The organism is Paracoccus sp. DMF (genome assembly GCF_004407025.1).
In the GTDB taxonomy this organism is placed as follows: domain Bacteria; phylum Pseudomonadota; class Alphaproteobacteria; order Rhodobacterales; family Rhodobacteraceae; genus Paracoccus; species Paracoccus aminovorans_B.
In genome coordinates this window covers 16,726-40,646 of the sequence record NZ_SOKV02000029.1, presented here as the reverse complement: position 1 = coordinate 40,646, position 23,921 = coordinate 16,726, and the positions used below count along the sequence as shown (strand labels likewise).

Genomic DNA, 23,921 nt, shown 5'->3' with positions numbered 1-23,921 from the left:
CCGCTCGGCGCCGAAATCGCCCTGGCGGTGCCGCTCCTCGGCCGCTTCCAGCAACAGGAAGGGCAGGGCCTTCATCTCCACGGACCCCGGGTTCTGGACCAGGGACCGCACCAGCCCCAGCACCACGCGGGCCGCGATGGCGATCTGCTCGGCGTCCTCGGTGTTGGGGTCGTGGTTCGGGTCGGGCATGGGGCCTGTCCTTTTGGATACGTCGGCACAACCTAAGGGGAACATTGACGCTGTTCCCGGCTTCTCCGCTGGACCGATCTGCGGATGTTCGCCTAATGTTCCTAATGTGACGAGGGAATCGGAGGCGGGGATGTCGGACGAGGAAATGATGGCAGCGTTCGCCTTGTTGAGCGACGACGCAAAGAGCCTCGTGCGATTCATGGCTTCCCGGATCCGGACGCTGGAAGCAGCGCGCGTATCAACGCCTGAACCGCCGCTTTCCCCTCAGCGCTCAGTTGCTGGTAATCGTGGTAATAGGTGTCCTCGCTAGAGGTGTCTGGCAAAGGGTGGCCAGTAATTGCAGCTATCGCTTGGGCTTCTTCGGCCGTGACCTTTCTGGCCACAGTCATTTTTTGAACTATGGAGCGATCATAGCTTCCCGCGCCGGTTTTGGTCAAAGAGTCGGCTAACCCCTGCTGCGACATGCGGGAATGCTCTAGCGCATCCCGGACCCATTGGTTGATGGGCGAGGCTGGCGGGTTCTTGTATCGCGCTTTACCAGACATGTGGGACATGTAGCGGTTTTCGCGACAACAGTCTGTCGCCGTATTCGCTACAATGCCGCTTGCACAATGTAGCGAATATCGCTACATTTGCATCATGGAACCAGCAAGCAGCATCATCTCCAGTCTCGGCGGCGCGTCCGAAGTTGCCAAAATCCTTGGCATTCATCGTACCAGGCCATGGAACTGGACCAGGCCGAAGTCCCTTGGCGGGACTGGCGGGGTCGTCCCTTTTCAACATGTTCCGAAGCTCATCTCTGCCGCGCGCGATGCAGGCGTGGAGCTTTCGGCGGAAGACTTCCTGCCCGCACAAACTCCCGAGGGGGCAGCATGACTGCCGCCCCCTCGTCCTTTCATGCTGTTTCGACTGGTCCCTTCGCACAGGATCAATGTGGGAACAGTGCGATGAAAAATCTTGCAGATTCGACCAACCCCCGCGCAGCGCGGAAATGGTTCAAAAACATGCTGTGGCGGGCCTTCCCGTCACCGTCCGAAAACGACCTGTCGGTGAAGGCCGCCCGCGTGCTGGAGGTGTCTCCGCGCCAGGTGAAGAACTGGCTGAGGGAAGAGAACGACGCCTCCCTTCGCTATGTCGCCGCCGTGATGGCCATCGCGGGTGCCGAAATCATCTTCGGGAAAATCGAAGGGAAATCGTGATGTCCGTGCTCTGGCATCTGCTGGGGCGGTTCTATGAGGCGCGGTCGATCCGCGCCCATGCCGCCCATATTCGGCTGAAGAAAAAAGCGGAAAAATTTTTCCGCAAGATCAGCGGTTCGCGCCGATGACCGCCCCCACCGACAAGCGCGAACTGGTCAGGCAGGCCCTGTGCGCCGGCCTCGGCTATGAGGACGCCGCGGTCGCGGGCCGTTTCCCCATCCCCGAAGCTCTGGCGATTTTCCAGGATATGGCCCGGGAAGGTGAGCTTGTCGCGCTCGCGCGCCGCGCGCGGCAGCTGGCCGGAGGGGCAGGGGCATGAGCGCGCCGCTCGATCATAAGCGCCGGTTCCTCGCCGCGATCCGGGCCGAGCGCCTGGACATTGGCGACGCCGCCCGCCGCGCGGGGCTGACCTTCCGGGAAGGCTGCGAGGTCTGGGCCGATGGCGTCGCCGCCAAGCGGCTGGACATAGCAGATGATGTTCCGGGGTTTCGGCATGTCGTGGAGGTCGGGGCATGAAATCCCCCTTCACCCGCATCCCGCGCCCCGCCGACGGAAGCGCCCCCGGCATGCCCCAGGCCAAGAGCCAGCCCCGCCAGCGGAAGCGCGATGTGCTGGACGATGCGCTGGCTGTCACCGCGCGCCGCCCGGGCCCGGTCTGCATCGTTCCGCGGCTCGTCTTGCCGTGGCCGGGGTCGACCCTCTGGCCGAACCGCAGCAAGGGCCGCAGCTGGCGCGTCAGCTATGCCGACAAGCGGGCGCTGATCCGCGACACGGCCGAGGCTTGTGTCAAGGCCGGGCTGCCGGCGCTGACCCTGGCTGAGGGGCCGGTCCGCTTCCGCTGGATAGCCTGCTCGCCCGCGCGCCGCCGCTGGGACGATGACGGCCTTGCCGGAGCAATGAAGCACGCCCGCGACACCATCGCCCGCGCCCTGGGCGTCGATGACAGCCGATTCTCGGCCGAGGTCGTCAGGGGCGAGCGGTGCCTGGCGGGCGCGGTGCTGGTCGAGATCGAGGTGACGTGGTGAGCATCAGGCTGATGTCGGCGATTTTCGAGAGCAATACGCTCGGGCCGACCGAGCGACTGGTCATGCTCGCGCTGGCCGATCACGCCGACGATGATGGCCGATGCTACCCGTCAATCCAGCGCCTCTGCCAGCGGACCGGGCTGAGCGAGCGAGCGGTCCAGACCAACATCCGCAAGCTGGTCGATCAGGGCTACATCCGTACCATTCCAGGCGGTGGGAAGGGCAACGCGAATCTGTATTTCGTGAGCGCAAACCCCGCAGCAGATGCACCCCGCACGAAATGCACCCCCGCAGCAGATGCACCCCAAACCCCGCAGGAGATGCGGGTAAACCCCGCAGCAGATGCACCCGAACCGTCAGGAACCATCATTGAACCGTCAAGGGGAGGGGAGGAGGGCGTGCGCGCGACTGCCGATGTCGACAAGCCCTGCCGCGCCCCGTCGCTCGTCGCGCAGTTGGCCGAGGCTCTCGGTTTCAACGACCCGAACGGAACGGGCTGGCCCCGGTATTGGGTCGCAGCAGACGCCCCGATCATCGCCAGCAGGTGGATCACAGACCTTGGCCTGAGCGAGGCCGAAATTGTCGAGGTCGCCGTGGCCAACATGCGCCAGCACGGCAGCCCAGCCAACGGCCCCAAGACCCTCATTCGCCACATGCAGGCCTTCGCCGCCGCGAAGAATGCCCCGCCCCTCGAAATCCCTGCCCAGCCCACAGGAGGCCCGACCTATGACCGAGCAACTGCCCGTGACCGCCGCCAAGCTGCCGCCGACGAAGCCTTGCGAGCCCGGCTCTATGCTGCCGCACGAGTTGACTGAGCATCGCCTTGCCATCGGCCAGGCCGTCGAGGTGGTCCTGCACGGCTACTGGCAGCCCAGCGACAGCGAGGCGCTGCGGGCCGCCGTCCTGCGCGACTGGTGCGACACGCTGCAGGATTGGAAGCCCGACAGCGTGCTGGCCGCTCTGCGTAAATGGCGCAACGAGAACCCGAACAAGCGCCCGAACCCCGGCCACATCGTCCAGATGCTCAAGGAGGCCTGGGGCAAGAAGCACGTCGAGCAAACCCGCGCCGCGCTCGCCGCGCCGGTCGAGCCGCCGAAGGAGCGCATCAGCCCCGAGCGCCACGCCGCCATCCTGGCCGAGATGGGCATCCGCAATCCCCTCGCCGCCAAGACCATCGACCCAGCAGAGTGATCTAGGGAAAGCAGGTAAACAACCATGACCTATTATTTCGACACCCCGATGACCGCCGCCGACCTGACCGCCAAGGTCGAGGCGATGCTGACCGCCGCAAAGGCGATGGAGCCGCTGGCCAAGGCGATGGCAGAGTTCGAGGCCGCGACTGGCCGCAAGCTGGTCCTGACCGAAGAAGGGACCCGGCCCGCGATAAGCCTCGATGCGCTGCTGGCCGGCGTCCCGCAGGACGCCCCTCCGGCTGCGCAGGACAATGCGCCAGCGCCCGAGTCGGGAATTCCGGCTACCCGTGTCGCAAAAACCGAAGATGCCGCCCCAGCGCCCCGCACAGCGCCTCTGCGGGCCGCTGCAGAAAAGCAACGCATCGCCGATTGGGCCCGGCTTACCCCGACCGAGCGGCGCGTCGTGGAGCACCTCGAAGGGCTGCCGGACACCTTCACGCCGGACGACGACGAGCACCTGGTCGACATGCTGATCAAGGGCAACAAGCTCGACATCATCAGCGCCCTGCTGGGAATCGATGCTGATGCGCTCAAGGCCCGCTGGAACGCGATGGTCCGGCATCCCGAGCTTCGGGCGGCCAACGGCAAAGGCGCGTCGCTGAACGGCCAGCAGCGCCTGCTGGCGGCGGTGCGGTATCGCGCGAAGGAAGCCGCGCAATGACGGCGCTGGACCATACCCCGGACCCTGAGGGCCGCGGCTCGGCCGAGAACCGCGCGGCGATGTGCGCGGGCAAGCAGACGTTCGATACGCCGCAGCTCGCGCGCAAGGTTGCCAGCCGGTCCCGCGGCTACGCGCTGGAGCCCTATCGCTGCAGGTTCTGCGGCTTGTGGCACTTGGGTTCTCCCATCCCGAAGCCGGCGAAGGGCGAACGGATCGTGTTGCGTCCGAAGAAATGGGGGCGCCAGTGACCATGATGCAGCCGATCACCCGCCCGCGCAGCGTCAGGGGCAACCGCGAGATGTCGATCATGGAGGCTCTGCATTGGGCCTTCGCCACCGAAAAGGCCCAGCTGGATTTCGACCTGACCGGCGCGCACGAGTTCGACCGGCCGGGCATCGACCCGATCTGGCGCGGCATGCAGATGGCCACGCTGGGCTGCGCCGTCGACGGCGGTGGAGGCGGGTCGGCCCGAGACACGGCTGCGGATGCGCATATCATCGCCTCCGCGGTCGAGACGCTGCCCGAGGGCTGCGGCGGCCAGAGGATGGCCCTGATGGTGGCGGAACTGGCCCGTGCCGGCATCGCGCCGGATTGGCGGGCCCAGCTGCGGGTCGAGCAGGACGGCTATGCGACTGTGCGTTCGATGGACCGCGCCGGCATCTGGAAATACCGGACCCCGTGCCGGCATACCCAGGTCGTCCGCGGCGAGTTTTGCCCGATCATCTACACCGGCACCGCCCGGTGCGCGGCAGCCAAGCGGCGAGAGTATCTGGGCTGGATCGGCGCGCTTTACGACCTGCACAGCCGGCTCGATGGCGCGCTGTGGTCGATCACGCTGACGGATCAGTTTCCGCCGTTGGCGCCGTGGAGGGCGGAGTGATGGGGTGGATCTTGGATAGGCTGATCCCCATGCGGCGGATAGGCCCCGCCTTCCTGGACCGGGTATCCGGCAAGCCGGTCGATTACTATCGAGAACGCAGAGGGCGGATCGTGATGGCAGAGGGCCCTTGGTCACAGTTCCGCGTTCCCGCCCGCCGCACCGGACAGGGAGGCGGGGATGAGTGAGACGCTGATGCCGACGATGAACCTGCGCTACATCATCAGGCTGCCAAGCGACCGGCAGCACTTGCAGCAGGCGTTCAACAAGCCCGGCGGCGGAACCGTTTGGATCGACGTGCCGTGTTTTGTCGAGATGGACGAAGCATTCGGCAAGATCAACGAACAACCGGACAGCCAGCCATGACGCCCCGCTACCAGACAAGGACAGGGGGACAAGGTCAGCCCTATTGACTTTGCGGATCGGATGTGTTGACCTGCCGCCAGCAGTCGAATTGTGCCCGGACGGTGGAAACCGCGCCGGGCTTTTCGATTCCGCGCTTTGGCGGCTGTCATGGCGCGACCGCTCCCTTGCGTGCAAGGGGCACTGCTACCCGGAAGGATGCAGGCTTGGCAGCCACCATCGGTAGCCCACGTGGCGGTTAAGCCCTGCGCCGAATAAGGCGGGGTGAGTCTCGGCGACTTTCACTAGGATGGCCCTTGCTGGGTGAAATGCCAGCGCCTCTCCCCCTGCTCGGCACGCCGCAGCAGACAGCCCCTCGGGGTTTCTTTCATATCAAGTTCCGCCCCACCGGGCGGGGAGGGCTGGCCCCGGCTTCGGCTGAGCGCGGCCCCCTCCGAAACATCGAGGCCCATCATGGCAAGCCCCGCGCACGGTCCGGCGAATCCGGATGATCCGCACGGCCTGACCGAGCGCCAGCGGCGCTTTGTCGAGGAGTATATGCGCGATGCTGACGGCAATGCCTCCGCTGCCGCGCGCCGGGCAGGATATGCGGCCAAGAGCGCCGGGAAGTATGCCGCGCAGCTCATGGGCAGCGAGAAGGTGATGGCCGCCATCGCACAGGCGCGGGCCGAGCGGGCCGAGCGGACCAAGATCGACGCGGATTATGTGCTGCGGCAGGCAGTGAAGCTGCACGAGCGGTGCATGCAGGAGATTGAGCCGTTCACCGACCGAGCCGGCGATCAGGTCTATGACAAAGAGGGTCGCCCGATCTACATCTTCAACGCTACCGGCGCTGCGAAGGCGCTGGAGCTGGTGGGCAAGCACGTCGGGGTGCAGGCGTTCCGCGACAAGCTGGACGTGTCGAACCCTGACGGCTCCATGGCGCCGCGCGCCATCGATGCATCGAAACTGAGTATGGACGCCCTAAGGGAGCTGATGGGGGTGATCGATGAAACCCCTGCACCTGACGGCGGCTGACCGTATCGCCATCGAGCGCGAGCTGTGCAAGCGGTCTCTGGCCGAGTTCGCAAAGCGCGCCTGGCACATTCTGGAACCCGCGACGCCGCTCAAGTGGGGCTGGGCACTGGATGCGATCTGCGCCCACCTGGAGGCGGTCTCTCGCGGCGAAATCACCCGCCTGCTGATGAATGTGCCGCCCGGAACCATGAAGTCGCTGCTGACCGGCGTGATCTGGCCAGCCTGGGAATGGGGGCCGCGCGGACTGCCGGAAAAGCGGTTCCTCGCCACGGCGCACAAACAGGATCTAGCGATCCGTGACAACATCAGGTGCCGCCGGCTAATCCAGTCCGAATGGTATCAGGCACGCTGGCCGGTCCCGCTGGTCCACGACCAGAACCAGAAGACCAAGTTCGAGAATCTCGCCACCGGCTTCCGCGAGGCTATGGCTTTCACCAGCATGACCGGCGCCCGCGGCGACCGCGTGATCCTGGACGACCCGTTGTCAGCCGACGACGCAAACAGTGAGGCGGCCTTGCTGGCGGCTGAGCTGTCGTTCCTTGAGGCCCTGCCGACCCGGATCAACAACGACCGCTCCGCCATTGTGGTCATCATGCAGCGTCTCCACGAGCGCGACACCTCGGGGCTGATCCTGACGAAGGGCCTGCCCTACACGCATCTGTGCCTGCCGATGCGGTTTGAGCCGGACCGGCGCTGCCAGACCAGCATTGGTTTCATGGACCCGCGCCGCAAGGACGGCGAACTGCTCTTCCCCGAGCGGTTCCCCGAGGATCAGGTGGCGGAACTGGAGAAGACGCTTGGCAGCTACGCCACGGCTGGTCAGCTGCAGCAGCGCCCCGTGCCGCGTGGGGGCGGGCTGTTCAAGAAAAGCTGGTTCGGCACCGTCAAGGCGCTTCCGGTGGGCTGCCGGTTCGTCCGGGGCTGGGACTTGGCTGCGACCGAGGATGCCGAAGCGGCAGCAACCGCCGGCTGCCTCATGGCTCTGGCGCCTGATGGCCGGTTCATCGTCGCCGATATGGTGCGCGTGCAAGAGGGGCCCATGGGGGTCGAGCGAACGCTACGCGCCACGGCGGAACAGGATCGAGCCGCGCATGGCGCGGTGCGCGGGTCCATTCCGCAAGACCCCGGCCAAGCTGGCAAGGCCCAGGCTCAGCACATGCTCCGGCACGTTCTGGTTGGGCACGACTACCACACCAGCACCGAGACGGGCGACAAGGAAACCCGGGCTCTGCCGCTGGCTGCCCAGGCCGAGGCGGGCAACGTCTTCCTGCTGGAAGGCGCTTGGAACGATGCGTTCCTCGATGAGCTGGCCGGGTTCCCGATGGGGAAATGGAAAGACCAGGTGGACGCGGCGAGCCGTGCATTCACCGAACTGACGACAGCGTTGCAGCCCCGCCGCTTCGCCCTGGATTTCATGTGAGGCCGAGATGGCAAAACCGCATTACCGCCGTCTCGCCGATGGCAGCACCGTCAGGGTGCACGACGGGCTGCAGAACGCCTTGGCCAACCTCGGCACGCCGCGCGACAAGGCTTTTTCCGCGACCTACGGCCATCGGCAGCGGACGCAGGACGAGCTGGTTGCGGCCTATCGGACGGCCTGGCTCGCCCGAAAGATCGTGGACATCATCCCGATGGACGCGACCCGCCGTTGGCGCGCCTGGCAGGCTGACAGCGTCGAGATTACCGAAATCGAGGCGGAGGAACGTCGGCTCGGCGTCCAGATGAGGCTGCGGGAGGCCATGACCTCAGCGCGCCTGCTCGGGGGCGCCGTGATCTACATCGGCACCGGCGACCGGGACGTGTCCCAGCCTCTGAATGTCGAGCGAATCGGCCGCCGCGGCGTAAAGCACCTGACCGTGATCGGCCGCGATCAGATCTCGCTCGGCCAGATGGATCAGGAGCCGGAAAGCGCGACCTTCGGCAAGCCGGCTTGGTATCAGGTCGGCAATAAGGGGGTGAAAATCCACCCCTCGCGTGTGGTCGACCTGCGCGGCGCTGTGACGCCGGTCGGATCGCCGATCTTCGACCAGTGGGGCGACAGCGTCCTGCAGCCGATTTTCGACGCCATGACCCAGGCAGACGGCACGGCCGCGAACATAGCGACCCTGACCTATGAGGCCTGTGTCGACGTGCTGCGCATCCCGAATCTGCGGGAAATGCTGCTGGAGCAGGGGGGCGATGCTGCTCTGACGCGCTATCTGACGACGCTGGCCGTCGCCAAAGGCAACAACGGCATGCTGGTGCTGGACGGCGGCGGCGCCATCCCGGGCAGCGAGAAGCGAGACCCCGGCACGGAATACGACCGGAAGCCGATCAGCTTCGGCGGCCTCGGCGATATCTGGGACCGCATGATGCAGGCGGTCTCCGGCGCAGCGGACATCCCGATGACCCGGCTTTTCGGACAGTCTCCGGGCGGGCTCAATAGCTCGGGCGAAAGCGATTTGCGCAACTATTACGACCGCGTGCAGGGCATGCAGGAGCTGGAGCTTACCCCGGCCCTGGCCACCCTGGATGAATGCCTGATCCGCTCTGCCCTCGGCAGCCGGCCGGACGACGTGCATTACAACTGGCGCAGCCTCTGGCAGACCACCGACAAGGAGCGCGCCGAGGTCGGCAGCATCACGGCACAGATCGTGCAGACCTTGTCCGGCGCCAACCTGTTCCCGGTCGAAACGCTGCAGGCCGCGGCGGCGAACGCCATAATCGAGACCGGCGCTCTGCCGGGGCTCGAGGCGGCGATCAAGGAGCACGGTCTGGAGCTGGACGAGGATGACGGCGACGATGACGAGCCGGCGCCAGAGGAAACGGAAGAAAAGCCATGAAAATTCAGACCGTCACCGGCCTTGTCGCGGAGAACTCGGCGGGGCAGGTCGTTGACGTGCCCGCATATAGGCTGGCCTCCCCGGGCGAGACCGACATCGCTGGCCGACCGGTCGATGTGATCGAGGCCGAGGAATCCGCCGGCGGCGTGCCCATGCGGTTCGCCACGGGAAAGGCCGCGCAGAACATCGCAGGCCAATGGGTCGACACAATCCCCGTGTCCTTCGGCGCGAGGCCGCCAGAGTCTCGCGCGGTGCTGGCCGGGACCGAAGGGCTTGGGTTCTCGGCGCATTCCTTCCTCTACCAGGCGGTGGCGCCAGGTGATTTCGGAGATCTGGGGGCTTACTGGACTGGCGGCCTGCACATCAACTATGCGGAGTTTTCCAGCCTCGGGCAGCGATGGGACGCGAACGGCTCGGATCGGACGGCCGAATATGACGGCGCGCTGATCGTGACAGAGATCGGAGATCTGGAAACAGGTCTCGCCGATCCCGCGAGTCCACAGGGCATCGACACGCTGCAGCACCTATACTGGTATGCCCTGACCGCGCAGGCCAAGGGCTGCAAGCTGCTGGGGATCTACATCCCGCACAGTCCCGAGGGCGTGAACATCGACGCTGATGCGCTGGAGAAGGTGCAATACTGGCTGGACTGGCTGCGCGCCCGGCCCGAGATCACCATCCCGGTCTATGCCATCCCTGCGCCGGTCATGGTTCGGGCGATGGTCGACCAGTTCGCGCCGACGTCGATCTATGCCGACGGCCTGCACCTGCGCACCCCGGCCTATCCGGCCCCGAACCAGATGAACAATGCCATGGGCCAGATGGTCCGCATGTTCTTGACCGGCGCACGGTCGGCCGATGACCCGAGCTGGAACGCCGAACTGGTTGGTCTGGTCGATACCGCCTGGGGCATCCTCCAGGCCTATGAAATGACCGGCCTCGGCGGCGACACCGTGGTTGCGCCGTATCCGGTAGCGGCTGACCCGCTGCCGAACCCTGACCCGCTACCCTAGGAGCAATCCATGCAGTTCACCGACACGGCGTCGGTCGCAGGAATGCGGCTGACCAATGACGGCTATCTGGTCGCCGAGGTGCGCTGCGCCAGGACCGGGTGCCAAACCTACCTCGGGGCCGAGCTGGGCCTGAACGACAAGGAGACGGTCACGGTATTCCGCCCTGAAGCGGCGGTATTCGACAAGGCCAGCCTCGCCACTTTCGCCGGAAAGCCGGTCACGCTCGGCCACCCCGCTCAACCGGTCACCGCCGAGAACTGGAAGGACCATGCAATCGGCAGCATCGGCGAAGAAATTGCACGCGACGGGGAATTCGTCCGGGTGCCGATGACCCTCATGGATGCTGCCGCGATCCGCGCAGTGCAGGACGGCACGCGCGAAATCAGCATGGGCTACACGACCGGCATCAGCATCGAGGACGGGGTCGCGCCGGACGGCACGCCTTATCAGGCGGTCCAGACCGGCCCGATCCGCATCAACCATCTCGCCATCGTGCCCAAGGCGCGCGGTGGCGCCGAGCTTCGCGTCGGGGACGGCGCGGATACCTGGGGCGTCAGCCCTGTTCCCACAGCAGCAAAGGACAGTTCGGCCATGACCGACAAAGCATTGCGCACCGTGGTCGTGGGCGACGAGGCGGTCGAAACGACCGACGCGGGCGCCCGTGCCATCGAGAAACTGAAGGCCCAGATCGTGGCAAAGGATGCCGAGATCCGGGACAAGGACAAAGACCACGCCGACGCCATCGCGGCGAAGGACGAGGAAATCGGCACGCTCAAGGCCGACGTCAAAACCGCGCAGGACGCAGCCAAGGTCGACATCGACAAGCTGGTCGCTGACCGCGCCGCGCTGGTCGAGCAGGTCAAGGCCGTCGACGCCAAGATCGACCCCAAGGGCAAGACCGATGCCGAGCTTCGCAAGGCGGCCGTGGCGGCGCGCCTCGGCGATGAGATGGTCAAGGATGCGTCCGACGCCGAGGTGCTGGGCATGTTCAAGGCCATCGCCAAGGACGCGGGCTCCGGCGATGCCGTGCGGGCGGCGCTGAAGGATGCACCCGCGCCTGTCGGAACTGCAGCGGCGCAAGACCATGCCTTCCAGGCGTCGGTCGCCGATCTCAACGCCTGGCGCACGGCCGGCAATCAGGAGGCGTAAGCCATGCCCATCACCTTCAAGGAAAACCTTGCTCCCTATGCCGTTGGCCGCCGCGCCAACATGGAACAGTGGAACACCATCTCGCGGACGCTGGAAGGCGCCACGCCGGTCGGTTTCGGCGTGCCCGTGATCGCCGGGACCGCGCCCCATACCTGCGCGCCCCTCACCGCGGCCGGGCAGAACGTGCTTGGCATCACCGAGACCTCGCACATCCTGCCGCGTCCGGGCGACCAGTTTGCGCAGTATGACACGGTCGGCGTGTGCGAATCCGGGGTCATCGGCGTCCTGCTCGGCGCCAACGTGACCAAAGGCGCGCAGGCGCGGTTCAACGTCACCAACCAGACCTGGACCGGCGCGGCAGCATCGGCGACCGTCCTCACCATCCCCGGCGCCCAGTTCGATGAAGCCGGCACCAACGGTTCGGTCGGCATCGTCCGCTACCGCCGCCCGGTGCCGTCGCTGTCGGCCGGCGCATAAGGAGAAAAAACGATGAAGTACCAGAATTTCTCCGATGCGCAGGCCTTGGCGTTCGTCCAGGGGCAGGCGTACCGCGTCAACACGCGCGTGATCGCGCAGCCCTATCCTTCGTGGGACTTTGGCCGCCTGATCTATGTCGAAACCGAGGGCGACCCCTGGGCTCCGGGTGTGCTGACCTATACCTCGGACATCTCGGGCGCCGCGAAATGGCAGTCGGGCTATGCCAAGGATGTCCCGCTGGCCGACGTGTCGCAGGACATGCAGATGAAGACGTTCGAACTGGCGGCTATCGGCTACCAGTGGAACATCGCCGAGGTCAACGCGGCCCGCAACATGATCGTGGGCGGCAATCTCCCCGACCGTCGCGCGCAGGCGGCGCGGCAGGCTTACATGAAATTCATGTGGGACCTGACCTGGTTCGGGAATGCCGAGAAGAACATGCCGGGCATCACCAACTATCCCGGCGTCCCGGCCTCTGTCGCTCCTGCGGACGGCACCGGCACCGTCCCCTACTGGGTCGACAACACCGGCGTCGGCGTGAAGACCCCTGCCCAGATCGTGCGCGACATCAACATCGCGCTCCAGGGTGTGGACAATGCCACCTATGGCACCGTCCTGGCCGACACGGTCCTGATGCCCGACGTGGCCTATACCTACATCGCCGGGACGCCGTATTCGTCCACCACGATGGAGACGATCCTGTCCTTCATCCAGCGGACGAACCTCTACACGCAGCAGACCGGCCGGCCGCTGACCATTCGCGGCGAGCGCCAGCTGCGCACCGCGGGGACGGTGGACGCGGGGGCAGGGCAGGGGCGTCTGGTCGCCTACAACAACGACCCGGCCTATGTGAAACTCCACCTGCCGATGCCGCACAACTTCCTGCCGGTCTGGCAGGACGGGCCCCTGAACTTCGTCGTGCCGGGCATCTTCCGCACCGGCGGGGTCGAGATGTTCGTGCCGACCTCGGCCTACTACCTCGACGGCGTTTCGCAGGCGCCGGCCTGACATCTTCGGGGGCTGTGACGGCCCCCTTCTTTCCATGGAGGCCGCGATGATCGTGAAGAACCTGACGAACTCCCCCTATCCCGTCGCCACCTCGGACGGCGACATCATCGCCCCCGCATTTGGTTCGGTCGAGTGCGAGCCGACGGCCGAATTCATCGCGACCGCCGCGCCGGAGTTCTGGGCGTTCGAGGATGGGCAGCCCAAAGCCAAGCGCAAGACGGCATCCGCCAAGAAATAGCGGCGTCCCTTCGGGGCCTGCTTAACCACAGGAGGGCGCGCGATGCCGCTGAGCATGACGGAACTTGCCGTGACGGCCGACGAGGCGCGGGACTACACCGGGCAGGCGGGGCTGGAGGTGGTCTTGCACGAGACCGACCTGATGCGCGGCCAGCGATATATCGCAGCGCGCTACAACTCGCGCTGGCTGATTGCCTTCGACAATGACGCGGCCCCCGACGCGGTGAAATTCGCCATCATCGAGGCCGCGCTGGTCGAGCAGAAGACGCCGGGCGCGCTCTCGCCCAATCCGGCACAGGAAGCCGCGGTGAAGCGCGTCAAAGCAGGTTCAGCGGAAATCGAATACATGGATCCTCAACGGGATGCGGAGGCGGCTGGGGGAATCTGGCCGACTATGTTGCGCGGGCTGGTGTGTAACCCGCGCCTTGGTTTCGCGGCTTTCGTGGTATGAGAGATTACCCTGGCGAGATTGACCGACTCCTGTTGTCGCTTGAGCCATCGGTCAGAGCTGCGTTCACCGAGGCAATCAACCGGATCGTGACGACCGCCGAGTTGCGCCGGGTGCAGGATTATCTGGATCGGCGCGACGTCGAGGGCTTGCTTGACGCGCTGAACCTTTCGCCGGAGTACTTTCGCTCAATCCAGGATGCGGTTGACGCGGTGTTCTATGCTGGCGCGGCCTACCAAGTCAGCATCGCCGCATCGGTCTCATCGCTTCCGTTCAATCGGCGGCACTGGGCTGCAGAGACCTGGGCCCGTGATAACGGCTCCCGGCTCATCGTGGAGATCGCTGAAACCACGCGGCAGGGCGTGCGCGAGATCGTTGCGGCTGGCCTGTCTTCTGGCCGCAGCACCGGCGCTATCGCGCGAGACATCGTAGGATCTGTCAACCGGGCGACCGGGAGGCGCGAGGGCGGGGTCGTCGGCCTCACTGGGCAGCAGGCTCGGTCCGTCAGCGGCGCCCGCGCCGAGTTGCACGCGCTTGACGCCGCATATTTTCAGCGGAAGGCCCGGGATCGGCGCTATGACGCTACGGTCCGCAGGGCGATCCGCGAAGGAAAGCCGCTGCCGGAGAAGGTGCTGAACAGGATTCTCTCGCGCTATTCGGACGGGCTCCTCATCCGACGCGGTGACCTGATTGCCCGCACCGAGGCCCACAACGCGCTGAATGCCGGCCGCTATGAGGCGATGCGGCAGACAGCCGAAGCGGCGGGTGTTGGCCTGGATGCGATCACCATCAAATGGCAAGCCACGAGGGACCGCAGGACCAGGGACAGCCACCGCGCCCTGGGCGGAAAGACCGTGGGATATGGCGAGGCATTCGTGTCCCCGCTGACCGGGGCAGCGATGCGGTTCCCCGGCGACCGGTCCTTGGGCGCGCCTGCATCTGAGATCGTGCATTGCCGCTGCACGGTCAGCTACTCGATTGAGGTCTAGGCATGGCGATGCTTGACGAGATCCGCGACAAGATCGGGGCTGTGTTTTCGGACACGGCCCTTTTCTTCAGCGAGGCCACGCTGACGCGCGCAAATGGCGCGGGAGGCTGGAAGGACGACGCCGGGACGACTGCGATCTATCCCTGCAGGGCAATGCTCGAATCCTATTCCGACCATCTGCGGGCCGTGGCCGGCATCCCGGACACAGACGTGAAGGTGATGATCGTCGGCACCAGCATCTCGGTCGACCCCCTCAAGGGAGACACCGTGACGCTGAGCGGGCGGCGGTGGGCCATCATCAAGGTCGACACGGATCCGGCCAGGGCGATCTGGACCTGCCAAGCGAGGCCGGTCTGATGGCCAGGATCATTGGCGACAAGCGTCTGAACGCCAAGCTGACACGCATGGCCAAGGGGCAGAACGTCACGCCGATCCTGCTGAAGGGGGCGGAACGGACGCGACAAGCCTATATCGAGGCGGTGCAAGAGCCATCTCCTGGCAGGCCCGATGTGCGCTATAGCCCGCGCCGAAACGTCATGGTTTCGGCTGCGGGGTCAGCGCCGAATGCGGATACAGGCCTGCTCGTCAATTCGACCGGCGTTTCCAGCGACCATCGCAACCAGGCCGAAACCTTCGCATCGGCCAGCTATGCGGATGCCCTGGAATTCGGCACCGACAAGATGGCGCCGCGGCCCGCGATGGGCCCCGCCTTTGACGAGACGAAGCGGCAAGTCGTGGCCGATCTGGCGAAGGCGCTCAGGAAAGGACTTCGCAATGGCTGACCACGCGCTGACGCTTATGCAGGCGATCCAGTCGATGCTGGATTCGCAGGTTTCGCTGGCCGGCGGCTGGCTTGCCACAAGGATCGAGACGCCGGACTATCCTGTCGGGTTCATCGACCTGACCAGTAGCGTGCCGGTTCGGGGGCAAGCCTTCTATGCCGAACAGCACCGAGGCGTTGTTTCGGTCTGGTCGCGCAAGACGGTGAGCACCGTGCCCAGCCCGGTCGAGGCGTTTCAACTTTCCGAGGCCGCGCACCGGCTTCTCGGATCCTCCGTCCTATCGAGCGGCAATCTGATCGTGCAGCAATTCCAATGCGGGGTGATGACGCCTCGTTCCCCTGACGACGGCCTGACCTGGGGTCGGTCGTTCGTCTTCACAGCCACAACTCATGAGGTTCATCATGGCTGACGTTACCGACCTGACCGGCGTCATCTCCACGCTCGGCATCTTCGTGGACCAGAGCGCGACCAGCACGCCCGACTGGCAGCTGCTGTGCGGCATCAATGCTCGCGCCTTCAACCTGTCCCGCGCTGAGCAGACGACGAACATCGTCGCGGTCTGTGGCCCGGGCGCCCCCGTCGAGACGTGGCGCGCCGCGGGTGCGCTGGACTGGACGATTACCGGCGAGGCTGCGCTGGAGCTCGAAACCTTCGACTTCTGCCGCCAGTGGATCCTGAACGCGGAGCAGCGCAACGTCCGCATCATCCACTACACCGGCGACAAGAACGACTTGGTCGCTTATGGCTACTACCAAGGGCCGGGCGTGCTGCTGGAATACCCGGCCAGCCAGCCCGACGCGAACGGCATCCCGACCGCGAACATCAGCATCAGCAAGGGCTCGGGCACGCTGACCTGGACGACCGGCGCTCCGACCTGAGGGCCGTTGCCATTTTTGTCGCATAGGTGAAGATCAGGAGGTCAACCGCATGGGAATCGGCATGAAGAACGACCTCGATCTGATCCGCGCCATTCTGGAAGAAGTCGAGAGCCGGGAGACGGCATCGGCGCAGGCTGTCGAGGTAGCGGGCTGGCCGGAGCATGTCGTCGCTCGGCACGTTGAGCGGCTGTGCAACGACGGCATGCTGGAATACGCCGGAAAGATTGCCCCGATGGATGTGCATCTGGAGTGGAGCTACTACCTGGTTCGCGATTTGACCACGCCAGGGCACGAGTTCCTGAACGCGATCCGAGCAACGGACGTGATTCAGCGCCTCAAGGCGGCGCTGAAACCGTCAGAGCTTGGCGCGCTGTCGCTCAAGAAGCTGGCCGGGATAGCCGGTGAACTGGTCGAGCAGGGCGTCAGGAAGAAGCTCGGGCTGGACTGAGGGGCCGCTCCTGGCCGAAGCTCGCGCGCTGGTGGCCTGAACAGGAAGCGCCCCGCGAGGGGCGTTTTCATCTTCGCCTATTGCTTTTCGATGGCCCAAAAGCTTGCCGGGCGCTTTCCGCCCGACTCATCCATACCGGATAGGGATGAAAGACATTCGGCAACTATTCTGTCGCGATAATGCGCTGCGGCGCGCTCCTTTTGCGAATCTGAAATAAATCTCTCGGCCCTATATGCCTCAAGCGTGAGTTCATACGCGCGCGGATCCGGACTTAGCTTCATCTGATCGGCCAATGGTCGACCGTCTTGATGTGCGGTCATCGCGAGCTCGGCAAATCGACCCCACTTCTCGCAAACATCAATGCTCTCCGAGGTTATCTCGCCCTTTGGAGCCCCTTCCGAATGCGCGACTCCCACTGAGGCGACAAGCGCAAAAACAGCCAAGAATATTCTCATGTGAGGCCCCTATGTCGAACAGCCCCATTCTCCATGCCGATCTGGGCGATGGCAAGCAACGCAGATTCTTCCTCGGGTACGATGAACTGTTGATCGTTGAACGGGAGGCAGGGCGCGGTTTCTACAGCCTTTTCCTGAACTTCGATAAGGATGTGGAGCCGAAGGAGGTTCGTGCCATTCTACGGCTGGCGCTGATCGGCGGCGGTGCGGATCCGTCCGAGGCGGCGGACCTGGTGGGCTACTATGCAGCGCCGCCGCGGCCGCTGAAAGCGGCGTACCTGATCGCATATGACTGCCTCAGCGCGGCATGGAACGGATCGGAGCGGAAGACTGGCGCCCAGCCTCTGACCAATGATGAGATGGACCGCTATTTCGCTGACCTTGAGGCCGCTTTCGTCAAGGGCGGTGGGGATACGAGCGTGCTGCGCGGCAAGTCCTTCGCTGAAATTCAGGCGCTGCTCGCCGCGCTGCGCGGTGACAAGGACGCCGCCGCGGCGCCCGACGCTGACACGTTCAATGCCATCAAGGCCAGCGCGAAAAAGGGTCAGAAGAAATGACGGAAGTTGACCGCCTCAGGGTGATCTACGAACTGCAAGACCAGCAGTTTCGCGCCGGCATGGAGCGCATGCGCAACATGACTCGGCTTACGAACGACCAAATCATCGCCCAGGCCAAGCGTGCAGAGCTTGGTTTGGCCAGTATGGGCAGGGCGTTCGCTGGGGCTTTCTCCGTCGCCGTTGTTGCCGGGGTGTCCCAAAAGCTTACCCGGATCGCGGATGCGGCAACGCAAATGCAGAACTCCTTGCGGGTGGCTGGTCTGGAAGGCGCGGAGCTGTCGCGCGTCTATGACCAGCTTTTCAAGTCGGCGCAGAAGAACGCGGCCCCGATTGGATCTCTGGTCGATCTGTATTCCAAGCTGGCCTTGGCTCAGGACACGCTCGGCGTTTCGTCGCAGGATCTCATCAAGTTCACCGACGGCATCTCTGTGGCCTTGCGAGTTGGCGGGACGGACGCCCAGGCTGCCAGCGGGTCCCTGCTGCAGTTGAGCCAGGCGCTCGGCGGCGGCGTGGTGCGAGCCGAGGAATTCAATTCGATCCTGGAGGGCACGCCGACCATCGCGCGGGCCGTCGCGAAGGGCTTGAAAGAGGCCGGCGGCTCGGTGTCCACGCTGCGCACGCTCGTCACGGAAGGGAAAGTTTCCAGCACCGCGTTCTTTCGCGCCTTCGAAGCCGGTTCAGCAGAACTGCGCCAGCAAGCCGAATCCTCGCAAACTACCGTCGGTCAGGCATTCACAAGGCTGGGCAACAGCTTGATTACGGTGGTAGGCGAGTTCGACAAGGCCACGGGCGCGTCTTCCACCTTCGCAGACGGCATCAGCACCATGAGTGATGGGCTTGATCAGTTCGACGCTGAAGCATTCGTGTCCAAGATCCAGTCGATCATCGATAAGTTCATTGAGGCCGAAGAGGCCGGAACGAACTGGCTGAACTCGGTTGGCAATTGGTCCGGCTGGTCTGACCTATCCGACGCCATGGGCGGCACCGAGGGTGGCAATATCCTGAACCCCGATGTCACGGCGGCTGAAACCAAGATTTCCGGCCTGGAGAAGGACGTTATCGACCTGCAAGCGCAGATCGAAAACAACAGCTCCCTTGGCTTCGACAACACCGAGGCCATTGCCCGCCTGCGCGAGGTGCGGAACGAACTGGCGGCATTGCGGGCCGAGGCAGCGGGCATGCCCAGGTATGTCGGCGGGCCGCGCGACCCCCAACGCAAACCTCAGGTCCAAGGGCCTGATCTTCCCACTTTCGGCCCCTATGTCCCTGCGGGTTGGTCTGCGCCAGTACCGACGGTCAGCATTGCCGACCATCCAGTTGATCCGGGCAAGCCCGGCGGAGGCTTGGGGCGTAGGCGCAGCGGTGGCGGAGGCGGCCGATCCTCTGGCGGTCAGAAAAAGACCGCGGCTGATGTGCTGGTCCTTGGCGAGAACGATATTCGCGACCTTGAACGCCAGATCAGCCTCCTTGGCAAATCGAACCGGGAGGTCGCCACGGCTGAGGCCCGCTGGGCGATGCTCGACGCCGCGAAGAAGGCCGGCATCCCTGTCAACGATGAGATGAGCGCCAAGATCGAGGCGCAGGCCGCGCAGATCGGGGGCCTGACCGAGCGGCTTGAGCAGGCGCAGTTTGCGCAAGAGCAATTCGACCAGGCCATCGAAGGGGTGGCGGATGCCTTTGCCGGCGCGCTTGTCGCGGGGGAGAGCCTGCGCGACGGGCTGGCGCAGGTGTTCAAGCAGATCGCGTCGGATATCATCAACAGCGGCATCCGCGATGCCTTGATGGGGCAGTTCGGCGGGGGCGGCGGGTGGCTTGGGTCGCTTTTCGGCGGGCTTTTCGGTGGGGGCGATCCATTGGCATCGGCGTTGCGAGGTGCAGGGCTTCCCGCTGTAAACAGCTACGACGGCGGCGGGTTCACGGGCTTTGGCTCGCGCTCGGGCGGCATCGATGGCAAGGGCGGGTTCCCGGCGATCCTGCATCCCAACGAAACGGTGCTGGATCACACACGCGGGCAGTCGATTGGCGGCGGGTCGATGGCAGTGCATATCACCGCCTCGTTTGACCAAGAGGGCAATGCTTATGTGAAGCGTGTGACCAGAGGCGAGATTCTGTCGGCCGCGCCACAGATCGTCGGGCAATCCGTGCAGGCGTCCAAGCGGTCCATGAACAAGTCGAAGGCGGGCTGGGGGCTCTGATGGTCAACGTCTATGCATGGCCCCCGGTCGCGGTGGTGGCGCGATACTGGACCATGGAGCAGCCGGTCAGCCGGTCTCGCAGCCTGATCACCGGCGCCAGCTATGTCAGCGCCGCGCAGCGCAAGCGCATCCTGGCGGGCTTCGATGTTGCGGGCTGGCCGCTCTACAGCGCCGGCTATCTCGAGGCGCTATGGCGGTTTCTCGACGGTGGTGTGCATCTGGTTCGATTGAGTTCGTGCCGCATTCCGCATGGTTCCACGGTCCCGGATGATGCCCGCGGCGGCCGCCGGATCACATGGGCGGTGCCGCCGCAGGAAATCCCATGGTTCGTGCCCGCGTCGCCTATTGAATGGCTCGACGGCGTGTCGCTTCAAGGCACGCTCATCACCAGTGGGTCATTTCCTGCGGTCCGGATTTCCGGCTTGCCGACCAACGCGCTGGTGGCGCTGCCGGGTGAGTTCCTGGCGATCCATCTGCCGGCAGGGGATGAGGCCCACATGATCGCCACGGAAACCCGATCCGATGAATCGGGCGTCGCAATCGTGCGCTTGGTCACCGCGCCTTCGAGCGGGGGGCGGGTCTCGCTTGGCGGCCGTGAGACCGGGGTGTTCGAAATCGCTTCTGCATGGCCCAAGGTCCTGAACCGGCTGCGGTTTCCGGAGAACTACGGCCTCGAGTTCAGGCAGGTCTTCGAGGACGAGCGCGGGCCCTTTGTCGAGGTCGACCCATGGAACTGAGGCGCGGCGTTCACCCGGCATTGCTCTCCGCGCTCGCGCGGGGCGGCTATCCGATCCTGCTGGCGCATCTCGACTGGCCCGATGCGCCGGTCTGGGCGCATAGCGGGGTCGGGTCGATTGCATGGGGCGGCGAGATCTGGCGCGGCGTCGGCATGCTCGGCAACGTCGAATTGCCGGCAGAGGATTCCGAGATTGCCGCGGTCGAGGCGATCATGTCGCTGGCAGGCGTCCCTGCCGATCTGGATGGCTATGCCGACGATGCGATCCGCAACCGTGCGGTCTCGATCTACATCGGCGCGGTCGCCGGGCGCCCGGGCGGTCACGACGGCAAGCAGGTCACAGGACCGGGAACCACGCTGGTCGGCACGCCGACGCAGCTGTTCAGCGGGCTGATGGACGCCATGACCTTCACCGACAGCTCCGGAGACACGGGCGTTGACCACGCGGTGCAGGTCGCGGTGGCGACTGGGGTCGAGGCGCGCTCGCGCGCGACGATCTACCATTCGGACGAGGACCAGAGCCGGGCCTTTCCCGGCGACACCGCCGGCCGGCTGGTAATCCTGGCCTATGCCCGGGCCCAGAAGTTCACCTGGCCAGAGAACTGAGGCGACGACATGTCGAGCATCCTCCCCTCCGCCGTGATGGCGGAGGTTGACCGCGTCATGTCCACGCGCTGGCGCTGGGGCGCGGCCGATTGCTGCACTGCCGCCTGCGACGTGTTCGCGGCCCTGCACGGGGTCGACCCCATGGAAACGGTGCGGGGCACCTATGATGATGCGGTTTCGGCCGCCCGGCTGATCCGCTCGTGGGGCGGGTTCCCGGAGATGGCCGAGGCGCTCGCGCGTGCTGCCTGCCTTGTCCAGAGCAACGGGCAGTCCGGTGACATCGGCCTGTCCGCGCCGGGTGATGCGGGCGGTCCCGACGGGCGGGCGATGCTGGTCTGCATCGAGCCCGGCGCCTGGGCCGGAAAAACGGAACTTGGCTACACGATCCTGCCGAACGCGGAGAGATGCTGGTGCATATCCTGATCGCAATCGCCGTTGCGCTGTGCCTGAACGCGACGCCGGCCGAGGCCGCGCCTGTCGTCGCTGTGGTGCAAGCTGTCGGCGGGTGGCTGACGGCTACGTTCGGCGCCACCCTCGGCAGTGCTATCGCCAAGCTGGGCGTGTCGCTGTTGCTGAATGCCGCTGCCTCGGCGCTGCTGGGGCGGCCGAGCATGAAGCAGCAGGATCTGATCCGCGAGCTGCAGCAGCCGACCAGCCTACCGGTTTATCGCTTCGTCTATGGCAAGACCTGGGCGCCCGGCACGCCCGCCCCGGTAAGGGTCAAGGGCGACACAATCTATGCCTGCTATCTGCTCAATTCCCGTCCGAGCGCCGGTCCATTTACGCTCTATCTGGACAAGCGCGAAGTCATCTATGACGGAGATCCGTTTGATTTCAGCGGGGATGGCGCGGTCGCCAGCAATGAGCCTTTCGACCGGCACGTGAATTACTGGATCGGTCGCGGCGACCAGACTTCGCCGCCCGCCCGGATCCTGGCTGAGGCGCCCGAGCATTACAGATCGACCGATGGTTGGCGCGGCAAGACGGTAATCTGGCTGCGCCTGGATGCCGGCCCGAACGATGATCGGGCGGAACGCTGGCCGGCCTCGCCGCCCGAGGTCATGGTGGACGGCTACTGGTCCTTGGTGCGCGACCCGCGCCAGCCCTCGGCCCCTGCGGCCTGGTCGGCCAATCAGGCTTTGTGCACTCTCGATGCCCTGCGGGAAAACCCGCTGCGGCCGTATGACGATCGGAACCTCTGGCTGGAGACCTTCAGCTGGGCGGCCGACGTGGCCGATGAGGCTTTCCCGGTCAAAGCCGGAGGCACGATCCCGAAATTCGAGGTGAACGGCGTGCTCGCCTTTACCGACGGCGCCGAGCTGGAGGATCAGGTCGGGCCGCTGGTAAATGCCGGCGCGTCGCAGATCGTCCGCGTCGGCGGCCGGCTTGGCCTGGTCCCGGCGGTGTGGCAAGAGCCGGTGATGACGATCAGCGACGTGCTCGATGATCAGCCCATGACCTTCAACCGCTACCGGCCCTCGGGCGAGCTGGTGACCGAGGTTTCGGCCTCTTACACCTCGCTTCTGCGCATGTATGAGAATGCCACGACGCCGACTTTCGTCTTGCCGGGCGCGCAGGCAGAGGACGGCGGGCCGCCCAAGCCGGGGATGTTCGAATTGCCCCTGGTGACCGATCACCGGCAGGCGCAATACGTCGCGGCCATACTGGGGCGGCGAACGCGCATGCAGCGGTCCTGGTCGGGAGTGCTGCCCGGCGATGCGTTTGACCTGGTCGCGGGATCGGTGATGCAGCTGGAGCTGCCCGCACCCTATGCTCGGCGCAGCGGCACCTATCAGGTCGAGCAGATCCATCCCGGCTTCGACCCGGTCGGGCTGGACGGTGTGGCGATGCGCTGCCCGGTCAGCCTGCGCGAGACGACCGCGGCGATCTATGCCTGGAGCCCGGAGACCGACGAGCAGGATATCGTGGTCGAGGACTTCGACCCGACCATCAAGGGCGTTCAACCGCCCGGAGCCGTCACGCTGACCAGCGACGCCTCGACGGTGGTCATCTCCGGCGACACGTCCATCGCCCGTATCCGCCTGGGCTTTGCGCCGTCAACCTCAGGGACAGTCATCGCCTATGAATGGCAGTATCGCGAGGGCACAGGCCCTTGGCAGACCGGCGGCACCATCGACGCGATGGTGCAGGACGGTTCGGGCAATCCGTTCGGCTTCCTGGCGCCGGTGGTCGTGGGCAACCCCTACACCATCCGCGTGCGCGCCCTGGCGCCCGGCGGGGCGTCCGACTGGGTCGAGTCGAGCGAGATCACCGCATCGGCCGGGGCCTACCTGGCGCCTGCGCCTGCGCCGGTTAGCGCCATCGGCGGAGCGGGACAGATCGCGGTGACGTTCCGGGCACCGAACGACGCCGACTATCGGGCGATGGAAATCTACGTCTCGAACACCAACAACTCCGGCGCGGCCGTGTTGCGCGCGGGGCCGATCTATGGCGCGGCCAATGCCAGCGTGACCGAGATCCACACCGGTCTCGGCTCGGGCGTGACGCGCTACTACTTCGCGCGATCCCTCGACCGCAACGGCAGCCGGTCGCCGTTCAGCGCCTCGATCAGCGCCACCACTACCTAACATCGGAGAA

34 protein-coding genes are annotated in these 23,921 nt (G+C 65.5%); 32 read left to right on the top strand and 2 right to left on the bottom strand.

The window, feature by feature from the left end:
* A partial coding sequence (locus E3D03_RS14520) for a hypothetical protein (RefSeq protein WP_263567530.1) occupies positions 1-189 on the bottom strand: 189 nt, incomplete at its 3' end.
* 947 nt (positions 190-1,136) lie between these two features.
* Here E3D03_RS14520 and E3D03_RS14515 point away from each other — a divergent pair.
* The 26 genes from E3D03_RS14515 to E3D03_RS14390 all read left to right on the top strand — a co-directional run bounded on the left by E3D03_RS14515 (position 1,137) and on the right by E3D03_RS14390 (position 16,774).
* Complete coding sequence (locus tag E3D03_RS14515; protein WP_263567529.1) at positions 1,137-1,388, top strand: hypothetical protein; 252 nt, start codon at positions 1,137-1,139, stop codon at positions 1,386-1,388.
* Positions 1,388-1,516 carry a hypothetical protein gene (locus tag E3D03_RS14510; RefSeq protein ID WP_263567528.1) on the top strand — a complete coding sequence of 43 codons (129 nt, stop codon included), beginning with the start codon at positions 1,388-1,390 and terminating at the stop codon, positions 1,514-1,516. The genes E3D03_RS14515 and E3D03_RS14510 overlap by 1 nt, the downstream gene beginning before the upstream one ends.
* Positions 1,513-1,707, top strand: a complete 195-nt coding sequence (locus tag E3D03_RS14505) for a hypothetical protein (RefSeq protein ID WP_263567527.1) — start codon at positions 1,513-1,515, stop codon at positions 1,705-1,707. Before E3D03_RS14510 ends, E3D03_RS14505 begins: the two co-directional genes overlap by 4 nt.
* A complete protein-coding gene (locus E3D03_RS14500) occupies positions 1,704-1,904 on the top strand; it encodes a hypothetical protein (protein ID WP_263567526.1) in 201 nt (66 codons plus the stop codon). The genes E3D03_RS14505 and E3D03_RS14500 overlap by 4 nt, the downstream gene beginning before the upstream one ends.
* Positions 1,901-2,413: a hypothetical protein gene (locus E3D03_RS14495; protein WP_263567525.1), complete on the top strand. Its 513-nt coding sequence runs from the start codon at positions 1,901-1,903 to the stop codon at positions 2,411-2,413. The genes E3D03_RS14500 and E3D03_RS14495 overlap by 4 nt, the downstream gene beginning before the upstream one ends.
* Entirely contained in the window at positions 2,410-3,228 is an 819-nt protein-coding gene (locus E3D03_RS14490; protein ID WP_263567524.1) for a helix-turn-helix domain-containing protein, read from the top strand. Before E3D03_RS14495 ends, E3D03_RS14490 begins: the two co-directional genes overlap by 4 nt.
* On the top strand, positions 3,221-3,604 hold the full coding sequence (locus E3D03_RS14485) for a hypothetical protein (protein WP_263567523.1): 384 nt from the start codon (positions 3,221-3,223) through the stop codon (positions 3,602-3,604). The genes E3D03_RS14490 and E3D03_RS14485 overlap by 8 nt, the downstream gene beginning before the upstream one ends.
* Before the next feature lie 24 nt (positions 3,605-3,628).
* The gene (locus tag E3D03_RS14480) at positions 3,629-4,267 is read left to right on the top strand and encodes a hypothetical protein (RefSeq protein WP_263567522.1); all 639 of its coding nucleotides are present in this window, start codon (positions 3,629-3,631) and stop codon (positions 4,265-4,267) included.
* A complete protein-coding gene (locus tag E3D03_RS14475) occupies positions 4,264-4,515 on the top strand; it encodes a hypothetical protein (RefSeq protein ID WP_263567521.1) in 252 nt (83 codons plus the stop codon). Before E3D03_RS14480 ends, E3D03_RS14475 begins: the two co-directional genes overlap by 4 nt.
* Positions 4,512-5,147 (top strand): hypothetical protein, encoded by a 636-nt coding sequence (locus tag E3D03_RS14470; protein WP_263567520.1) that lies wholly within the window; start codon positions 4,512-4,514, stop codon positions 5,145-5,147. The genes E3D03_RS14475 and E3D03_RS14470 overlap by 4 nt, the downstream gene beginning before the upstream one ends.
* 177 nt (positions 5,148-5,324) lie before the next feature.
* A complete protein-coding gene (locus tag E3D03_RS14465) occupies positions 5,325-5,510 on the top strand; it encodes a hypothetical protein (RefSeq protein ID WP_263567519.1) in 186 nt (61 codons plus the stop codon).
* A gap of 450 nt (positions 5,511-5,960) precedes the next feature.
* Positions 5,961-6,524, top strand: a complete 564-nt coding sequence (locus tag E3D03_RS14460) for a terminase small subunit (RefSeq protein ID WP_263567518.1) — start codon at positions 5,961-5,963, stop codon at positions 6,522-6,524.
* Positions 6,496-7,944: a phage terminase large subunit gene (gene terL, locus E3D03_RS14455; RefSeq protein WP_263567517.1), complete on the top strand. Its 1,449-nt coding sequence runs from the start codon at positions 6,496-6,498 to the stop codon at positions 7,942-7,944. Before E3D03_RS14460 ends, terL begins: the two co-directional genes overlap by 29 nt.
* Before the next feature lie 7 nt (positions 7,945-7,951).
* The gene (locus E3D03_RS14450; RefSeq protein ID WP_263567516.1) at positions 7,952-9,346 is read left to right on the top strand and encodes a DUF1073 domain-containing protein; all 1,395 of its coding nucleotides are present in this window, start codon (positions 7,952-7,954) and stop codon (positions 9,344-9,346) included.
* Complete coding sequence (locus E3D03_RS14445) at positions 9,343-10,359, top strand: hypothetical protein (protein ID WP_263567515.1); 1,017 nt, start codon at positions 9,343-9,345, stop codon at positions 10,357-10,359. Before E3D03_RS14450 ends, E3D03_RS14445 begins: the two co-directional genes overlap by 4 nt.
* Before the next feature lie 9 nt (positions 10,360-10,368).
* The gene (locus tag E3D03_RS14440) at positions 10,369-11,508 is read left to right on the top strand and encodes a DUF2213 domain-containing protein (protein ID WP_263567514.1); all 1,140 of its coding nucleotides are present in this window, start codon (positions 10,369-10,371) and stop codon (positions 11,506-11,508) included.
* 3 nt (positions 11,509-11,511) lie between these two features.
* Complete coding sequence (locus E3D03_RS14435; protein WP_263567513.1) at positions 11,512-11,985, top strand: hypothetical protein; 474 nt, start codon at positions 11,512-11,514, stop codon at positions 11,983-11,985.
* Between the two features lie 12 nt (positions 11,986-11,997).
* Entirely contained in the window at positions 11,998-12,993 is a 996-nt protein-coding gene (locus E3D03_RS14430; RefSeq protein ID WP_263567512.1) for a DUF2184 domain-containing protein, read from the top strand.
* Positions 12,994-13,039: 46 nt separating this feature from the next.
* Positions 13,040-13,231: a hypothetical protein gene (locus E3D03_RS14425; protein WP_263567511.1), complete on the top strand. Its 192-nt coding sequence runs from the start codon at positions 13,040-13,042 to the stop codon at positions 13,229-13,231.
* Between the two features lie 42 nt (positions 13,232-13,273).
* On the top strand, positions 13,274-13,681 hold the full coding sequence (locus E3D03_RS14420; RefSeq protein WP_263567510.1) for a DnaT-like ssDNA-binding protein: 408 nt from the start codon (positions 13,274-13,276) through the stop codon (positions 13,679-13,681).
* Positions 13,678-14,667, top strand: coding sequence for a phage head morphogenesis protein (locus tag E3D03_RS14415; RefSeq protein WP_263567509.1), 990 nt, complete (start codon positions 13,678-13,680; stop codon positions 14,665-14,667). Before E3D03_RS14420 ends, E3D03_RS14415 begins: the two co-directional genes overlap by 4 nt.
* Before the next feature lie 2 nt (positions 14,668-14,669).
* The gene (locus E3D03_RS14410; protein ID WP_263567508.1) at positions 14,670-15,023 is read left to right on the top strand and encodes a hypothetical protein; all 354 of its coding nucleotides are present in this window, start codon (positions 14,670-14,672) and stop codon (positions 15,021-15,023) included.
* Complete coding sequence (locus E3D03_RS14405; RefSeq protein ID WP_263567507.1) at positions 14,954-15,448, top strand: HK97-gp10 family putative phage morphogenesis protein; 495 nt, start codon at positions 14,954-14,956, stop codon at positions 15,446-15,448. The genes E3D03_RS14410 and E3D03_RS14405 overlap by 70 nt, the downstream gene beginning before the upstream one ends.
* Positions 15,441-15,857, top strand: coding sequence for a hypothetical protein (locus E3D03_RS14400; protein WP_263567506.1), 417 nt, complete (start codon positions 15,441-15,443; stop codon positions 15,855-15,857). Before E3D03_RS14405 ends, E3D03_RS14400 begins: the two co-directional genes overlap by 8 nt.
* Positions 15,850-16,326 (top strand): phage tail protein, encoded by a 477-nt coding sequence (locus E3D03_RS14395; RefSeq protein WP_263567505.1) that lies wholly within the window; start codon positions 15,850-15,852, stop codon positions 16,324-16,326. Before E3D03_RS14400 ends, E3D03_RS14395 begins: the two co-directional genes overlap by 8 nt.
* A gap of 61 nt (positions 16,327-16,387) precedes the next feature.
* Entirely contained in the window at positions 16,388-16,774 is a 387-nt protein-coding gene (locus tag E3D03_RS14390) for a DUF2513 domain-containing protein (RefSeq protein WP_263567504.1), read from the top strand.
* A gap of 77 nt (positions 16,775-16,851) precedes the next feature.
* On the opposite strand, the gene E3D03_RS14385 is transcribed toward E3D03_RS14390, so the two are convergent.
* Positions 16,852-17,229 (bottom strand): hypothetical protein, encoded by a 378-nt coding sequence (locus E3D03_RS14385; RefSeq protein WP_263567503.1) that lies wholly within the window; start codon positions 17,227-17,229, stop codon positions 16,852-16,854.
* Between the two features lie 11 nt (positions 17,230-17,240).
* Here E3D03_RS14385 and E3D03_RS14380 point away from each other — a divergent pair, with 11 nt between their 5' ends.
* The 6 genes from E3D03_RS14380 to E3D03_RS14355 are packed head-to-tail and all read left to right on the top strand — an operon-like array spanning position 17,241 to position 23,911.
* On the top strand, positions 17,241-17,786 hold the full coding sequence (locus tag E3D03_RS14380) for a gene transfer agent family protein (RefSeq protein ID WP_263567502.1): 546 nt from the start codon (positions 17,241-17,243) through the stop codon (positions 17,784-17,786).
* Entirely contained in the window at positions 17,783-19,981 is a 2,199-nt protein-coding gene (locus E3D03_RS14375) for a tape measure protein (protein ID WP_263567501.1), read from the top strand. The genes E3D03_RS14380 and E3D03_RS14375 overlap by 4 nt, the downstream gene beginning before the upstream one ends.
* The gene (locus E3D03_RS14370) at positions 19,981-20,718 is read left to right on the top strand and encodes a hypothetical protein (protein WP_263567500.1); all 738 of its coding nucleotides are present in this window, start codon (positions 19,981-19,983) and stop codon (positions 20,716-20,718) included. Before E3D03_RS14375 ends, E3D03_RS14370 begins: the two co-directional genes overlap by 1 nt.
* Complete coding sequence (locus E3D03_RS14365) at positions 20,709-21,323, top strand: hypothetical protein (RefSeq protein ID WP_263567499.1); 615 nt, start codon at positions 20,709-20,711, stop codon at positions 21,321-21,323. The genes E3D03_RS14370 and E3D03_RS14365 overlap by 10 nt, the downstream gene beginning before the upstream one ends.
* Before the next feature lie 9 nt (positions 21,324-21,332).
* Positions 21,333-21,746 (top strand): DUF6950 family protein, encoded by a 414-nt coding sequence (locus tag E3D03_RS14360; RefSeq protein ID WP_263567498.1) that lies wholly within the window; start codon positions 21,333-21,335, stop codon positions 21,744-21,746.
* A complete protein-coding gene (locus tag E3D03_RS14355) occupies positions 21,728-23,911 on the top strand; it encodes a phage tail protein (RefSeq protein ID WP_263567497.1) in 2,184 nt (727 codons plus the stop codon). The genes E3D03_RS14360 and E3D03_RS14355 overlap by 19 nt, the downstream gene beginning before the upstream one ends.
* The last annotated feature ends 10 nt before the right edge of the window (positions 23,912-23,921 follow it).

Excerpts from the sequence above, each read along its gene's own strand:
- E3D03_RS14475 (WP_263567521.1), top strand. The coding sequence starts at position 4,264 with ATGACGGCGCTGGACCATACCCCGGACCCTGAGGGCCGCGGCTCGGCC.
- E3D03_RS14425 (WP_263567511.1), top strand. The coding sequence starts at position 13,040 with ATGATCGTGAAGAACCTGACGAACTCCCCCTATCCCGTCGCCACCTCG.
- E3D03_RS14445 (WP_263567515.1), top strand. The coding sequence starts at position 9,343 with ATGAAAATTCAGACCGTCACCGGCCTTGTCGCGGAGAACTCGGCGGGG.
- E3D03_RS14415 (WP_263567509.1), top strand. The coding sequence starts at position 13,678 with ATGAGAGATTACCCTGGCGAGATTGACCGACTCCTGTTGTCGCTTGAG.
- E3D03_RS14390 (WP_263567504.1), top strand. The coding sequence starts at position 16,388 with ATGAAGAACGACCTCGATCTGATCCGCGCCATTCTGGAAGAAGTCGAG.
- E3D03_RS14380 (WP_263567502.1), top strand. The coding sequence starts at position 17,241 with ATGTCGAACAGCCCCATTCTCCATGCCGATCTGGGCGATGGCAAGCAA.
- terL (WP_263567517.1), top strand. The coding sequence starts at position 6,496 with ATGAAACCCCTGCACCTGACGGCGGCTGACCGTATCGCCATCGAGCGC.
- E3D03_RS14355 (WP_263567497.1), top strand. The coding sequence starts at position 21,728 with ATGCTGGTGCATATCCTGATCGCAATCGCCGTTGCGCTGTGCCTGAAC.
- E3D03_RS14370 (WP_263567500.1), top strand. The coding sequence starts at position 19,981 with ATGGTCAACGTCTATGCATGGCCCCCGGTCGCGGTGGTGGCGCGATAC.
- E3D03_RS14400 (WP_263567506.1), top strand. The coding sequence starts at position 15,441 with ATGGCTGACCACGCGCTGACGCTTATGCAGGCGATCCAGTCGATGCTG.
- E3D03_RS14360 (WP_263567498.1), top strand. The coding sequence starts at position 21,333 with ATGTCGAGCATCCTCCCCTCCGCCGTGATGGCGGAGGTTGACCGCGTC.
- E3D03_RS14375 (WP_263567501.1), top strand. The coding sequence starts at position 17,783 with ATGACGGAAGTTGACCGCCTCAGGGTGATCTACGAACTGCAAGACCAG.
- E3D03_RS14440 (WP_263567514.1), top strand. The coding sequence starts at position 10,369 with ATGCAGTTCACCGACACGGCGTCGGTCGCAGGAATGCGGCTGACCAAT.
- E3D03_RS14480 (WP_263567522.1), top strand. The coding sequence starts at position 3,629 with ATGACCTATTATTTCGACACCCCGATGACCGCCGCCGACCTGACCGCC.
- E3D03_RS14395 (WP_263567505.1), top strand. The coding sequence starts at position 15,850 with ATGGCTGACGTTACCGACCTGACCGGCGTCATCTCCACGCTCGGCATC.
- E3D03_RS14505 (WP_263567527.1), top strand. The coding sequence starts at position 1,513 with ATGACCGCCCCCACCGACAAGCGCGAACTGGTCAGGCAGGCCCTGTGC.
- E3D03_RS14435 (WP_263567513.1), top strand. The coding sequence starts at position 11,512 with ATGCCCATCACCTTCAAGGAAAACCTTGCTCCCTATGCCGTTGGCCGC.
- E3D03_RS14495 (WP_263567525.1), top strand. The coding sequence starts at position 1,901 with ATGAAATCCCCCTTCACCCGCATCCCGCGCCCCGCCGACGGAAGCGCC.
- E3D03_RS14450 (WP_263567516.1), top strand. The coding sequence starts at position 7,952 with ATGGCAAAACCGCATTACCGCCGTCTCGCCGATGGCAGCACCGTCAGG.
- E3D03_RS14515 (WP_263567529.1), top strand. The coding sequence starts at position 1,137 with ATGAAAAATCTTGCAGATTCGACCAACCCCCGCGCAGCGCGGAAATGG.
- E3D03_RS14500 (WP_263567526.1), top strand. The coding sequence starts at position 1,704 with ATGAGCGCGCCGCTCGATCATAAGCGCCGGTTCCTCGCCGCGATCCGG.
- E3D03_RS14365 (WP_263567499.1), top strand. The coding sequence starts at position 20,709 with ATGGAACTGAGGCGCGGCGTTCACCCGGCATTGCTCTCCGCGCTCGCG.
- E3D03_RS14410 (WP_263567508.1), top strand. The coding sequence starts at position 14,670 with ATGGCGATGCTTGACGAGATCCGCGACAAGATCGGGGCTGTGTTTTCG.
- E3D03_RS14510 (WP_263567528.1), top strand. The coding sequence starts at position 1,388 with ATGTCCGTGCTCTGGCATCTGCTGGGGCGGTTCTATGAGGCGCGGTCG.
- E3D03_RS14430 (WP_263567512.1), top strand. The coding sequence starts at position 11,998 with ATGAAGTACCAGAATTTCTCCGATGCGCAGGCCTTGGCGTTCGTCCAG.
- E3D03_RS14465 (WP_263567519.1), top strand. The coding sequence starts at position 5,325 with ATGAGTGAGACGCTGATGCCGACGATGAACCTGCGCTACATCATCAGG.
- E3D03_RS14385 (WP_263567503.1), bottom strand. The coding sequence starts at position 17,229 with ATGAGAATATTCTTGGCTGTTTTTGCGCTTGTCGCCTCAGTGGGAGTC.
- E3D03_RS14420 (WP_263567510.1), top strand. The coding sequence starts at position 13,274 with ATGCCGCTGAGCATGACGGAACTTGCCGTGACGGCCGACGAGGCGCGG.
- E3D03_RS14460 (WP_263567518.1), top strand. The coding sequence starts at position 5,961 with ATGGCAAGCCCCGCGCACGGTCCGGCGAATCCGGATGATCCGCACGGC.